13 protein-coding genes are annotated in these 12,791 nt (G+C 46.5%); 11 read left to right on the top strand and 2 right to left on the bottom strand.

All coding sequences use genetic code 11. From position 1 onward, the window contains the following. Positions 1-21: 21 nt before the first annotated feature. Entirely contained in the window at positions 22-297 is a 276-nt protein-coding gene (locus BLP85_RS07830; protein ID WP_092819562.1) for a hypothetical protein, read from the top strand. Between the two features lie 324 nt (positions 298-621). Here BLP85_RS07830 and BLP85_RS07825 read toward each other — a convergent pair whose 3' ends face one another. After that, the gene (locus tag BLP85_RS07825) at positions 622-1,299 is read right to left on the bottom strand and encodes a type 1 glutamine amidotransferase domain-containing protein (RefSeq protein ID WP_092819561.1); all 678 of its coding nucleotides are present in this window, start codon (positions 1,297-1,299) and stop codon (positions 622-624) included. A 135-nt stretch (positions 1,300-1,434) separates the two neighbouring features. Beyond that, positions 1,435-2,319 (bottom strand): LysR family transcriptional regulator, encoded by an 885-nt coding sequence (locus tag BLP85_RS07820; RefSeq protein ID WP_092819560.1) that lies wholly within the window; start codon positions 2,317-2,319, stop codon positions 1,435-1,437. A gap of 174 nt (positions 2,320-2,493) precedes the next feature. Here BLP85_RS07820 and BLP85_RS07815 point away from each other — a divergent pair, with 174 nt between their 5' ends. The 10 genes from BLP85_RS07815 to BLP85_RS07770 all read left to right on the top strand — a co-directional run bounded on the left by BLP85_RS07815 (position 2,494) and on the right by BLP85_RS07770 (position 12,758). After that, entirely contained in the window at positions 2,494-4,023 is a 1,530-nt protein-coding gene (locus BLP85_RS07815) for a CoA-acylating methylmalonate-semialdehyde dehydrogenase (RefSeq protein WP_092819559.1), read from the top strand. A gap of 11 nt (positions 4,024-4,034) precedes the next feature. Continuing rightward, on the top strand, positions 4,035-4,922 hold the full coding sequence (gene mmsB / locus BLP85_RS07810) for a 3-hydroxyisobutyrate dehydrogenase (protein ID WP_092819558.1): 888 nt from the start codon (positions 4,035-4,037) through the stop codon (positions 4,920-4,922). An 85-nt stretch (positions 4,923-5,007) separates the two neighbouring features. Further along, positions 5,008-6,657 carry an AMP-binding protein gene (locus BLP85_RS07805; RefSeq protein WP_092819557.1) on the top strand — a complete coding sequence of 550 codons (1,650 nt, stop codon included), beginning with the start codon at positions 5,008-5,010 and terminating at the stop codon, positions 6,655-6,657. 60 nt (positions 6,658-6,717) lie between these two features. Beyond that, positions 6,718-7,845: an acyl-CoA dehydrogenase family protein gene (locus tag BLP85_RS07800; protein WP_092819556.1), complete on the top strand. Its 1,128-nt coding sequence runs from the start codon at positions 6,718-6,720 to the stop codon at positions 7,843-7,845. 22 nt (positions 7,846-7,867) lie between these two features. Then, the gene (locus BLP85_RS07795; protein WP_092819555.1) at positions 7,868-8,641 is read left to right on the top strand and encodes an enoyl-CoA hydratase; all 774 of its coding nucleotides are present in this window, start codon (positions 7,868-7,870) and stop codon (positions 8,639-8,641) included. A 21-nt stretch (positions 8,642-8,662) separates the two neighbouring features. Continuing rightward, a complete protein-coding gene (locus tag BLP85_RS07790; protein WP_092819554.1) occupies positions 8,663-9,730 on the top strand; it encodes an enoyl-CoA hydratase/isomerase family protein in 1,068 nt (355 codons plus the stop codon). 274 nt (positions 9,731-10,004) lie between these two features. After that, positions 10,005-10,265, top strand: a complete 261-nt coding sequence (locus BLP85_RS07785) for an Arm DNA-binding domain-containing protein (RefSeq protein WP_228143268.1) — start codon at positions 10,005-10,007, stop codon at positions 10,263-10,265. A 452-nt stretch (positions 10,266-10,717) separates the two neighbouring features. Continuing rightward, positions 10,718-11,260, top strand: a complete 543-nt coding sequence (locus tag BLP85_RS07780) for a GTP-binding protein (protein ID WP_086176118.1) — start codon at positions 10,718-10,720, stop codon at positions 11,258-11,260. Positions 11,261-11,331: 71 nt separating this feature from the next. Continuing rightward, entirely contained in the window at positions 11,332-11,688 is a 357-nt protein-coding gene (locus tag BLP85_RS07775; RefSeq protein WP_092819706.1) for a roadblock/LC7 domain-containing protein, read from the top strand. Between the two features lie 110 nt (positions 11,689-11,798). After that, positions 11,799-12,758 (top strand): hypothetical protein, encoded by a 960-nt coding sequence (locus tag BLP85_RS07770; protein WP_092819553.1) that lies wholly within the window; start codon positions 11,799-11,801, stop codon positions 12,756-12,758. Positions 12,759-12,791 lie beyond the last annotated feature (33 nt).

The raw sequence follows: 12,791 nt of genomic DNA, 5'->3' as shown, positions 1-12,791 counted from the left end.
TTTTGGTGGGGTGCTGGAGTAATGAAAGTAATTAAGTTTTTAGCTTATTGGATAATCACCATTATTCAGTTTTTTGGAGTTTATACCTATTTCAATCAGGTACTTGATTGGCATGGTATAGTGGGAATAATTGTGGCGATTATTACAGCAGGGATTCCTGTTGTTGGCACGATTGTGGGTGTGCTTGGGGTACATTATGGATGGGACTGGACTTGGCCTGCGGCTTTGGCATTGTACTTATGTCCGTACATTTTGATGGGCCTGATTATTCTGTTATATACCCTGTTTGACCAGTGATCGCTCGTAACTCGTAGTATGACGGGTCTGAAGGCCGAGTCCATCTGCGCTGTCTGCTGCTATGGATTGGTGAAGCCACAGCAGCAATACCGCATGTACGCTGCTGTGACAGAATCAACCTGTGATTCTCTGCCTTCGACCTGCTCATAGATCGACCACATAGCATTGATTGATCTTTTGTGGCGAGAGATATTCAGTCTTTTGAATACATTAAACCAGCTAGTTCCCTAACAAATGCGTATTCTGATGAATCTGAACAGATCCTCTGCATCTCCCATCAAAACGACATATTGATTAGAGCTTTTTTCTACACCTGACTTGCCTCTATTGGAGTAATTTTAGCAGTGCTTCTGCTGTCGCAGCAGAAGAAGCCGGGTTTTGTCCGGTAATCAGCAAGCCGTCTTGCTGTACATGCACCTGCCAATCCTCAGCTTTAGAATAATGCCCGCCATTTTCCCGGAGCATGTCTTCGACCAGAAAGGGAACAATTTCGGTCAGGCCAACCGCTGCTTCTTCAGTATTGCTAAAACCTGTCACTGATTTGCCTTTTACAATAGGCTGGTCATCAGTGCTTTTTACATGACGGAGTACACCGGGTGCATGACACACCAAGGCCACCGGTTTATTCGCTTGCAGGGTTTGCTCAATCAGGGAAATCGAGGTCTGGTCTTCGGCCAGATCCCATAGTGGACCATGACCACCCGGATAAAATACCGCATCAAAATCGGCAATAGAGATTTCACTTAGTTTCCGGGTATTCGCCAAGGCTTGCATGGCCGATGAATCTGCTTCAAAACGCCGGGTAGTTTCGGTTTGGGCATCTTTTTCATTACTTTTCGGATCTAACGGGGGCTGGCCGCCTTTTGGAGAGGCCAAGGTGACTTCTGCACCGGCATCCACAAAGGTGTAGTAAGGCGCAGCGAGTTCTTCCAGCCAGAAGCCGGTTTTCTTACCGGTCGTGCCCAACGTGTCATGTGAAGTCAAAACCATCAGAATGTTCATATTATTTTCCTGTCTTTTTTAACGTTTATATGCATCATCGCAAGTTAATTTAACAATTCGCGGGCATGTAGATTGTTGTGATCCGTTCATTTGCTGTATCGGGATGTTGTTATTGAAATTGATGCAAGCTGTGATTTATCTGCCCATTAACAGTCCTTGCTGAACATCGGCCTGTTTACGCAAAAAATCCCATACCAACTTAATTCTCGGCTCATGTTGTAAATCAACCAGGGTGAGCATCCAGAAAGTATGGGTAAAGCTCAGCTGATCGCCCAGAACTTCTTCCAGTTCGCTTTTATCATGCACCAGAAATCGCGGCAAAATGGCCAGTCCGGCACCGGCCCGAACTGCAATTTCCTGCGCCAGAATACTGTTACTGCGAAAACAGGCGCTGACTTGCAGGGGCAGACGTTCCAGCGAATACAGCGCCGCGCTATAAACCAGATCATCAATATAATCGACAAAACGGTGCTGTTTCAGATCCTCCAGTTTTTGAATGGGCGGATTTTGTTGTAAATAATGTTTACTGCCATACAGCTTTAGACAGTAATTGGACAGCCGGGTAATGATATACGGTCCGGATTTGGGCCGGTCGATGGAAATGACGATATCCGCTTCACGATGCGAGAGCTTGATGGTTTTCGGCACCGGAATCAGGTCAATGGTCAGCAACGGATAATGCTGGGAAAATTCTGCCAGCAGACCTGCCAGAAATGCCGTGCCGAAGCCTTCCGGCGCGCCGATACGCACCCGACCTTGCAAGGGGTCATGGCGCTTGTCAATCTGGATAAAAGACTGTTCCATCTGTTCCACACGCGGTACCAGTGCCAGACCTTCCGAAGTCAGCTCATAACCTGTTGCTTCACGCTTAAACAGCTGCGTACCAAGGGTGTTTTCCAGTGCCTGAATGCGCCGTGCCACGGTGCTGTGTTCGACCCCGATCAGGCGGGCTGCGTTGGTGAGCGTTTTAGCACGCGCCAAAACCAAAAAAAAGCGTAAATGATCCCAATCTACTTTCATCTTCTATTTAACATCCTGTTAAATCCTGTGCATATTTGCACAACCATCGTGCATCAATTTCTATTGGTGGTCAAAGTGTTCTTTGTTAGTCTGCTGAAACAGCGTAAAAAAATACGTTAAAAAAAGCCAGTAAAGGCAGAGACAACGACAATAACAAACCAGCACGGAGCGACCATGAACGCTATTCATCATCCACAGCAAAGTACCGGATTCACCACGGCCAAATTATTGATTAATGGTGAATTTGTCGAATCCAAAACCAGCCATTGGCAAGATATTGTCAATCCTGCGACTCAGGAAGTTTTGGGTCAGGTCCCATTCGCAACCCCTGAAGAAGTCAATGCTGCGATTGCGGCTGCGCAAAATGCCTTGGCCAGCTGGCGCCAGACCCCAATTCAGGCTCGTATGCGCATTATGCTGAAACTGCAGGACCTGATCCGCAGTAATTTAAAAAGCATTGCCCAGGTATTAACAGCGGAACAGGGCAAAACCCTGGCCGATGCCGAAGGTGATATCCAGCGTGGTCTGGAAGTGGTGGAACATGCCTGTTCTATCGGTACGCTGCAAATGGGCGAGTATATTGAAGGCGTGGCACGTGGGGTCGATACCTATACCTTGCAGCAGCCGCTGGGGGTCTGTGCGGGGATTACCCCGTTTAACTTCCCGGCGATGATTCCCCTGTGGATGTTCCCGATGGCCATTGTCTGCGGCAATACCTTTGTCTTAAAGCCTTCGGAACAAGACCCGCTGTCGACCATGATGCTGGTGGAGCTGGCGATTCAGGCCGGTGTGCCGGCGGGTGTACTCAATGTGGTCCATGGCGGTAAAGAGGTGGTCGATCTGCTGTGTACCCATCGTGACATCAAGGCGATTTCTTTTGTCGGTTCGACTGCAGTTGGTACGCATGTGTATAACCTGGCAGGCCAGCATGGCAAACGTGTGCAGTCGATGATGGGTGCCAAAAACCATGTGGTGGTGATGCCGGATGCCAATAAAGAACAGACCTTGAATGCCTTGGTCGGTGCAGCCTTTGGTGCAGCGGGACAGCGTTGCATGGCACTTTCCGTGGCGGTGATGGTCGGTAAAACCAAGCACTGGGTCGATGAACTGGTCAACAAAACCAGAACTTTGAAAGTCAATGCCGGACATGAACCCAATACCGATGTTGGACCGGTGATTTCAACCCGTGCCAAGGCACGCGTACTGGACCTGATTAACAGCGGGGTTGAACAAGGCGCCGAACTGCTGCTGGATGGCCGGGAGGTACAGGTTCCAGGATATGAACAAGGTAATTTTGTCGGTCCCACGATTTTTAACCAGGTCACGACTGAGATGCGCATTTACAAGGAAGAAGTGTTTGGTCCGGTACTGGCGATCATGCATGTCGATACTTTGGAACAGGCGATTGCACTGATTAATGCCAATCCATTCGGTAATGGCGTGGGACTGTTTACCCAAAATGGCAATACGGCGCGCACCTTCCAGAACCAGATTGATATCGGTCAGGTCGGTATTAATATCCCAATTCCAGTACCGGTGCCATTCTTCAGTTTTACCGGTTCACGCGGTTCCAAACTCGGCGATTTGGGCCCGTATGGCAAACAGGCAGTGCAGTTCTATACCCAGACCAAAACCATTACCAGCCGCTGGTTTGAAGATGACCAGGAAACCACTGGTGTGAATACCACCATCAGTCTGCGTTAAGGAGCATCAGCATGAAAATTGCATTTATTGGTCTAGGTAATATGGGCGGCTCTATGGCACAAAACCTGCTCAAGTCGGGACATCAGGTTTTGGGTTATGACCTGAGTGAAACAGCGCTACAGCAGTTTGCAGCAGCCGGTGGCATTGTCTGTGACAGTCCGCAAGCTGCCGCTAAGCAAGCCGATGTGGTCGTGAGCATGTTGCCCGCAGCCAAGCATGTCCGTGAGGTCTATTTAGGTGAACATGGCATTCTGGAAGTACTTCAAGCCGGTAGCCTATGTATTGACAGCAGTACCATTGACCCGCAAACCATTCAGGACATTGCCGCAGCAGCGCAGGTCAAACAGGTTCGCGTCTGTGATGCACCGGTATCCGGCGGCACATTAGGGGCCAAAGATGGCACTTTGACCTTTATGGTCGGTGCCGATGATGACACTTTTGAAGCCGTTAAACCGGTCCTGAGCTGTATGGGTAAAAATCTGGTGCATTGTGGTGCCGTAGGAACAGGACAGGTCGCCAAAATCTGTAATAACCTGATTCTGGGCATTTCCATGACTGCTGTTGCAGAAGGGATGGCGCTCGGGGCCAAGCTGGGCATTAATCCGCAGGCGCTGGCTGGCGTGATCAACAGCTCTACCGGACGTTGCTGGAGTTCTGAAATCTATAATCCCTGGCCGGATATCTGTGCCAATGCACCATCATCACGGGGGTATACCGACGGTTTTGCCGCACAACTGATGCTGAAAGATCTGGGTCTGGCGGTCGATGCCGCAGAGCAGGCCGAGCAGCCGGTGGTTTTGGGCAGCATGGTACAAAAACTCTATCAACAGCTGTGTCAGGACGGTCATGCCCATCTGGATTTCTCCAGCATCATGCATCAATACACCACACCAGCTTAAAAACTTAATCATCCAATGGAGCAAGGATTCGCTTCATCAACAATACCTTGTCAGTAATAACGATAAATTCAGGCTGAGGTTGAACATGTTAAATTATCAAAAAACGGTTGAAAATTTTGATTTAGATGCGGTGGCAAAGCAGTATTTGTCCGGTTCAATGCAGGCGGTGAATGCCTGTTATGAATGCTGTGACCGGCATGCCGATTCCGATGCGATTGCCTTGTACTGGTATGGCAAAGATGGCCGCAAAGAACAATACAGTTTTCGCGAGCTGAAGAAATATTCCAGTCAGTTTGCCAACTTTTTAAAGTCACAGGGCATTGGCAAAGGCGACCGCGTTTCCGGCTTGTTGCCGCGCACCCCGGAGCTGATCATCACCATTCTGGCGACCTGGCGCATTGGCGCAGTCTATCAACCTTTATTTACCGCCTTTGGTCCCAAAGCCATTGAACATCGCATCCAGCTGGCGCAAAGCAAGCTGGTGGTCACAGACCTGGCCAATCGTGAAAAATTATCCGAGATCAGCCACTGCCCCCCGATTGTGACGGTACAGGCTGAACTACAGGCCGAAGCCTATCCGCAGGATCTCAGCTTCTGGAGGGTGCTGAACCGGCAAGCGGAACACTGTGAACTGGAAATGCTGGGTATGGATGAGCCATTTTTACTGATGTTTACCTCCGGCACCACCGGCCCGGCCAAACCATTAAAAGTTCCGCTGAAAGCGCTGATTGCTTTTGCCGGCTATATGCACAATGCCATCGGCTTAACAGAGGATGATACCTTCTGGAATATTGCCGATCCGGGCTGGGCTTACGGTTTGTACTACGCGATTACCGGGCCTTTACTGCTCGGACACTCGACCCTGTTTTATGAAGGCGGTTTTAATGCCGAAAGTGTCTGCGACATCGTCAAGGAATATGGCATTACCAATCTGGCCGGTGCACCGACTGCTTACCGCATGATGATGGCAGCGGACCCTGCCCAGATGGCACAGCTGCGCGGCAAGTTGCGCGTGGTCAGTAGTGCCGGAGAACCGTTAAATCCGGAAGTGATCCGCTGGTTTAAAGAGGTGCTGGATGTGCCGATTTATGACCATTATGGCCAGACTGAAGTCGGCATGGTGGTGTGTAACCATCATGCGCTGGAACATCCGGTGCGTTTAGGTTCGGCAGGCTTTGCCAGCCCGGGTTATAAAATTGCAGTGGTTGATGATCAAGGTCAGAAATTGGCTTTTGACACGCCGGGCATTCTGGCGGTGGATATCAGCCAGTCACCAATGATGTGGTTCTCGGGCTATGAAGAAAGCCGTAAATCGCCTTTTGTCGGACACTACTATTTAACTGGTGATACTGCGGAAATTCATGCCGATGGCAGTATGAGCTTTGTCGGGCGTAGTGATGATGTCATTACAACGTCAGGCTATCGGGTCGGACCCTTTGATGTCGAAAGTGCCTTGCTGGAGCATGATGCCGTGATTGAAGCGGCGGTAATTGGCGTACCCGATCCAGAGCGGACCGAAATCATTAAAGCTTTTGTGGTTCTGGCCAGCCATTCTCCTGCAACTGCCGAGCTGCAACAGGAACTGGGACAGTTTGTGAAAAAGCGTCTGTCTGCGCATGCCTATCCACGCCTGATCGAGTTCGTCACTGAATTGCCAAAAACTCCGAGTGGCAAGATCCAGCGCTTTTTACTGCGCAATCAGGAAATCAACAAGCAGCAGGCCAAAACTGCATAAATCAGTCAAAGCCAGCAGATTGAATAAAAGACCGAATTAAAGAGATTGAAGGAAGAATCGATGCAATTTACGGAAGAACAACAACTGATTCAGGATATGGCAAAAAGCTTTGCCCAGGAACAGATTAAACCGCATGCCGGTGAATGGGATCAAAAAGGCATTTTTCCTAAAGATGCCTTGGCCCAGATGGGCGAGTTAGGTTTCCTAGGCATGCTGATTCCAGAAGAATGGGGCGGTTCAGGTACAGGTACACTGGCCTATGTACTGGCCTTGGAAGAAATTGCCGCAGCTGATGGTGCAACCTCTGCCATTATGAGCGTGCACAACTCGGTCGGTTGCGTGCCGATTCTCAAGTTCGGGACAGAGCAGCAAAAGCAGCAATTTTTAAAACCTTTGGCCCAAGGGGAAATGATTGGTGCCTTTGCCCTGACCGAACCGCATACCGGCTCGGATGCTGCTGCTATTAAAACCCGTGCGGTCAAGGACGGCGATCACTACATCATCAATGGTGCCAAACAGTTTATTACCTCCGGGAATAACGCGGGGATGATTATTGTCTTTGCCGTGACCGATCCGACTGCGGGCAAAAAAGGCATGAGCGCCTTTTTGGTTCCGCGTGATACCCCAGGTTATGAAGTGATTCGGGTGGAAGAGAAACTGGGCCTACACGCTTCTGATACCTGTCAGATTGCCTTAACCGATGTGCGTATTCATGAAAGCCTAAGACTCGGTGCAGAAGGTGAAGGCTTAAAAATCGCTCTGGCCAATCTAGAAGGTGGCCGGATCGGTATTGCGGCACAGGCGGTGGGACTGGCTCGCGCTGCTTTAGAAGAAGCCAGCAAATATGCACATGATCGTGTGGCCTTTGGCAAGCCAATCTTTGAACAACAGGCGATTTCTTTCCGGCTGGCCAGCATGGCCACCGAAATTGAAGCTGCGCGACAACTGGTCCATTTTGCGGCCCGTAAAAAAGAAGCCGGTGAAAACTGTTTGACTGAAGCCTCCATGGCCAAGCTCTTTGCTTCGGAAATGGCAGAACGTGTCTGCTCCAAAGCCTTACAGATTTTTGGTGGCTATGGCTATCTGAAAGATTTTCCAATCGAACGCATCTATCGCGATGCACGGATTTGTCAGATCTATGAAGGCACCAGCGATATTCAGCGTCTGGTGATTGCACGCAGTTTATAAGGAATTACAAAGGATTTTTATCATGCAATGGCAAACCATTTTACTCGAACAACGTAACGGTGTAGGACTGATTACCTTAAACCGTCCTCAGGCGTTGAATGCACTGAATAACCAGCTGATTGTCGAGGTCAATCAGGCCCTGGATCAGCTGGAAAAAGACCCGGCCATCGGCTGTATCGTGATTACCGGTTCGGAAAAAGCTTTTGCTGCTGGTGCCGATATTAAGGAAATGGCAGATTTAACTTTTCCGCAAATTTATCTGGATGATTTTTTCAGTCTGGCCGACCGGATTGCCCAGCGCCGTAAGCCTTTGATTGCCGCGGTGAGTGGCTATGCCTTGGGCGGTGGTTGCGAGTTGGCCTTAATGTGCGACTTTATTTATTGCGCCGACAATGCAAAATTTGGTCTGCCTGAAGTTACCTTGGGTGTTTTGCCCGGCATTGGCGGGACCCAGCGGTTAACCCTGGCCATCGGTAAGGCCAAAGCCATGGAAATGTGCCTGACTGCACGGCAAATGGGTGCACAGGAAGCCGAGCAAAGCGGTCTGGTGGCACGGGTATTTGCCAAGGAAGAACTGCTAGAGCAAACCCTGCAAGCCGCGGAAAAGATTGCCGAGAAATCCTTGCCGGCAGTGATGATGATTAAAGAGTCGATTAACCGCGCCTTTGAAGTCAGCCTGGCCGAAGGTCTGCGCTTTGAACGTCGGGTTTTCCATTCCATTTTTGCCGGTGCTGACCAGAAAGAAGGCATGCAGGCCTTTGTGGAAAAACGTCCAGCCCAATTTACCCACCAATAAAAATCATAATAGGAAAAAATAATGAGCGATGAAAATAACTTAGCGATTCGGGTCACAGGAGGTCTGGGCATTATTAGCCTGGACCGCACCAGCCATTTAAATGCCTTAACCCTGCCGATGATTCAGGGCATTCAGGCCCAACTCGATCAATGGCGACATGACCCGCAGGTGCAAGCCGTGCTGATCAATTCCAACAGTCCGAAAGCGTTCTGTGCCGGAGGCGATATCCGTTATCTGTATGACAGCTATCAGGCCGGAAATACCCGCTACCAGGATTTTTTCGCCACCGAATATGCCATGCTGAGCACATTACGTCAGTTCCCCAAACCCGTGATTGTGATGATGGATGGCTATGTACTGGGTGGCGGCTTTGGACTGGCGCAAGCCTGTCATATTAATGTCAGCAGTGAAAAATCCCGTTTTGCCATGCCAGAAACCGCGATTGGCTTTTTCCCTGATGTCGGTGCGACCCATTTCCTATCCCGACTGGATGAAGTAGGGGTTTATATGGCACTGACCGGTGAACAGATCAGCAGCAGTGATGCACTTTATCTGGATCTGGTCGACTATCATGTCCCGGGTGAACGTTTTGCTGAGTTAGAAGCGGCATTGAGCGCTGCGCCTATTTTAAACCCGGTGGAAATCCGCAAAATCATCAGTACGTTTATCACCCATCCGCAAGAAAGCGAATTACAAAAACGTATCGACCTGATTAACCAGCATTTTTCCTATCCGCATCTGGATGAAATTGAACACAGTCTGGCCCATGCCAGCGATGCCCTCAATCAGGACTGGGCCAAGAAAATGCTGGCCATCTTGCAGCAACGTCCGCTGATGGCAAAACAGGTCAGTCTGAAATTGCAGCAGACCGGTCAGAACCTGTCGCTGGAAAAATGCATGCAGTTAGAACGGGATTTGCAGGATATCTGGTTAGATCAGGGCGATTTTATCGAGGGTGTACGGGCACTGATCATTGATAAAGACAAAAATCCGCAGTGGCAAACAAACAATGCAGAATTTGAAAAAACGCTGGAAAAATGCTGGCCCGCCTGGACCAGGCAACATATAGATTCGCTTTGTTATAAATAATCGGAGTTTATTTTAAATAACAAAGCGGTTCACGGATGACACAGCTCAAAAATCTTAAAACTTTGCTAAATGTATAAAAAGCATGTAACTAATTTACAATCCCCTCCCTAGGGTTAATTTGTTGGTTACTGACATAGATTAAAATCTAATTAATTCTTTTAAATATCAAAAAAACTAAAATTTTATATGATGCGTATCATACGCATCATATAAAAAACGTTTAAATTTGCTGTAATTAAAATCAGCAGTATCATTTGAGGTTTGGTTTAAATTTATGCGTCTTACGGAAGCTAAGGTTAAGGTACGCCAGTCTAAACCCAAGGAGAAAGTTTATTTTCTGGCAGATGATGATAGTTTAAATTTGAAGGTGGAACCGAATGGACATAAATCTTGGAGTTATCGTTATTATTCAATAGAAGGTAGGAATAAGCGTCCGCGGGTGAAGCTGGGCGAATATCTTTTAATGTCATTAAAAGAGAAGCAAGAGCAGCTCGGGATGAATATAAGTTTAGCAATAATCACAATGAACGACTAAATAGGCTTTTTCCATAAACTATTTTACTTAACTGCAGGTTATAGATTGCGGCAGTTAACTTAAATTTCAAAGCTGGTTTTTTATTCGGTTACGATAATATTCAGCAAGTATTTTAAATTACCAAATAGATGATCAATTCTTATTCTTTTATTTATTCCTTGATTATAGATTTTCAGTTTAGGGTCTAATTTTAGGACGTAAAAGTCACATTAATGTTTGAAATATCAAATAAATTCACAGTTTATTCACACTCCAAAGTCTAAGCTCACTTCCCAACATATGACGAATTTTTAAATTTCGGCTTATGGCAACTTTAAATCATTATTGCTTGGTTCCAGCGACAGTCCAAACGAATGATTTAAATATGCAGCTCAATTCTGGCTGCTTTAAGTAAAAAACCGCCAAACAGACTTTATATAAATCTATTAAACCTTGATAAAACGAGTATCTATATGATTTTACAGCAATACAAGATTGTTTTTGGCGGGAGTATGGGCGCTGGAAAATCGGCCGCCATTAAAGCGCTCTCTGACATTCCGGTCATAGAAACCGAAGCCATGAATACTGACATAAATAGGCATAGCAAATATTCCACCACGGTAGGAATCGACTATGGTGAAATCGTGCTTGAGGATGACACCAAAATCGGACTGTATGGCACTCCCGGTCAGGATCGCTTTGATTTTATGTGGTCTATTGTCTGTAAAGGCGCCATTGGTATCGGTATTTTAATTGATCATTCACGTGCAGAGCGCTTGCAAGATTTGCAAACCTATCTCAACGCTTTTCAAGGCTATAGTGAAAATATCGTGATTGGTATTACTCATCTTGATCAACAACAAGATCAGATTCTCAAGATTTATCGGGATTGGATGAGTTTACACCACTACAGTTATCCAATATTTGCGGTCGATGCCAGACAAAAAGATGATGTGCTGCTGATGGTGGAAGTCTTAATTGCTGCTATTGAAACTCGCAGCATGGTTATGCTTTAAAGGATGAAATCAAGGTGAATATCAATCCTCTTTCGCGCCAGATTCCTCAATCATTGATTGAAACTGGTCGTATGCAAATTCATGAACTGTTAAATAACGTGAGCAGCCTTGATTTTGTCATGCTGTGTTCTTCTGACGGTTTTCAATTGGCTTTGGCCAGTAAAAAAAAGCTGGAAAATACTGGAAAAATTGCGGCTGTTAGTAGCTCAATTTTAGCGATGGTGTCAGCCTTCATTTCAGAAATCAACTTGATAGGCTGTAAGACGCTTTCACTCGATGCAGAAAATGGTCATGTCGTGTTAACGGGGGTAGAACATGCCCACTATCCAATGCTGATTGTAGCAGTAGGCTCATCTGATGTTCTGATAGGGCAAATGCGATATGAAGTCAAGAAAACCTCAGAATTTTTAGCCAAAATAAATGCATAGATTATTAGCTCCATGAAAATACGTGATTGATTAATTTTCATGTAATGTACTGTATTTAAATGAATTTAAATTATCTATTGTAGTAACATCTGGCTTAATACGGTTAGAAAATGAAAACATTTTTAAATATTGCTGTGTTCGGGGTGAGTCTGAATGTGCTTGACCAGCTTAAAAGCCAAATATTGTTATCTGTTCCTCGTGAAGTACAGGTACGCTGGGTCAATATCGCTGAAAAAAATATTGACCTGCTGATGGTGAATGATGCCTTTTTTGCATCATCCAGCATTCAAAAAATTCTCTCACAGATTCATGTACAGTACCTGCGTCTGATCAAAATGCCTGAACAACAGGGCATGATTGTCAATGACACCTTATCTTATCCTGTAACCCAATTAGATCATTTACGTGAATGGTTACAAGAAAAATTCTTTGATTACGAACCGGATGATCATCTTCATCTGCCCTATACAGCTGTAGAACAATCTGTTGATATCTCAACCGTATTTGATCAATGCCTATTGGCCCGAAACGGTTTTATCCAGTTATTCGATCATCAGGGGTTCTTGGCTCTAGCCGATACCATGACCGAGCGCGTCTGGGTCAATTCTGATCATCCAATGACTGGTTTTGACAAAAGTCTGAATCAAACCTATGCCACGAATCAGTTTGTGCAAGAGATGCTGAAGAATACACAAGCTCAGGATTTACGTAGTTGGTTGTGGCAGATGGCCTATTGTTCTACCAACATCGAACTTCCAGAGGTTCATGCCAATCAATATTTTAAATTGCAGATCTGGCCAAAATTTGAGCCCGGGTATGAATGTCGGAATCTATTAAAAATTGCGACATGTTTTGCTCAGGGCGCTCAGATTCAAACTGCAATCAATCAATTAAACATTCCCAAACAACAAATCATTCGTTTTGTTGCAATCACCGATATGCTCAAAATGGGTTCATGGATTGACGCTCATGAAGCGAAATTCATGAGAAGCGATGAATCAACTGATCAAGGTCAGATGATTAAAGTGCGCAGTTTTTTTATGAAACTGCGTAAAAAATTAGGTCTTTAAATCAATATTTTTTCCGGGGAAACCCTTAATTTA

Source organism: Acinetobacter kookii (assembly GCF_900096895.1).
Classification (GTDB): Bacteria; Pseudomonadota; Gammaproteobacteria; order Pseudomonadales; family Moraxellaceae; genus Acinetobacter; species Acinetobacter kookii.
Note: the sequence above shows the minus strand (reverse complement) of the source record. Positions and strands in the feature narration are given on the sequence as shown.

Coding starts and splice junctions, on each gene's coding strand:
- BLP85_RS07830 (WP_092819562.1), top strand. CDS start 22: ATGAAAGTAATTAAGTTTTTAGCTTATTGGATAATCACCATTATTCAG.
- BLP85_RS07825 (WP_092819561.1), bottom strand. CDS start 1,299: ATGAACATTCTGATGGTTTTGACTTCACATGACACGTTGGGCACGACC.
- BLP85_RS07820 (WP_092819560.1), bottom strand. CDS start 2,319: ATGAAAGTAGATTGGGATCATTTACGCTTTTTTTTGGTTTTGGCGCGT.
- BLP85_RS07815 (WP_092819559.1), top strand. CDS start 2,494: ATGAACGCTATTCATCATCCACAGCAAAGTACCGGATTCACCACGGCC.
- mmsB (WP_092819558.1), top strand. CDS start 4,035: ATGAAAATTGCATTTATTGGTCTAGGTAATATGGGCGGCTCTATGGCA.
- BLP85_RS07805 (WP_092819557.1), top strand. CDS start 5,008: ATGTTAAATTATCAAAAAACGGTTGAAAATTTTGATTTAGATGCGGTG.
- BLP85_RS07800 (WP_092819556.1), top strand. CDS start 6,718: ATGCAATTTACGGAAGAACAACAACTGATTCAGGATATGGCAAAAAGC.
- BLP85_RS07795 (WP_092819555.1), top strand. CDS start 7,868: ATGCAATGGCAAACCATTTTACTCGAACAACGTAACGGTGTAGGACTG.
- BLP85_RS07790 (WP_092819554.1), top strand. CDS start 8,663: ATGAGCGATGAAAATAACTTAGCGATTCGGGTCACAGGAGGTCTGGGC.
- BLP85_RS07785 (WP_228143268.1), top strand. CDS start 10,005: ATGCGTCTTACGGAAGCTAAGGTTAAGGTACGCCAGTCTAAACCCAAG.
- BLP85_RS07780 (WP_086176118.1), top strand. CDS start 10,718: ATGATTTTACAGCAATACAAGATTGTTTTTGGCGGGAGTATGGGCGCT.
- BLP85_RS07775 (WP_092819706.1), top strand. CDS start 11,332: ATGCAAATTCATGAACTGTTAAATAACGTGAGCAGCCTTGATTTTGTC.
- BLP85_RS07770 (WP_092819553.1), top strand. CDS start 11,799: ATGAAAACATTTTTAAATATTGCTGTGTTCGGGGTGAGTCTGAATGTG.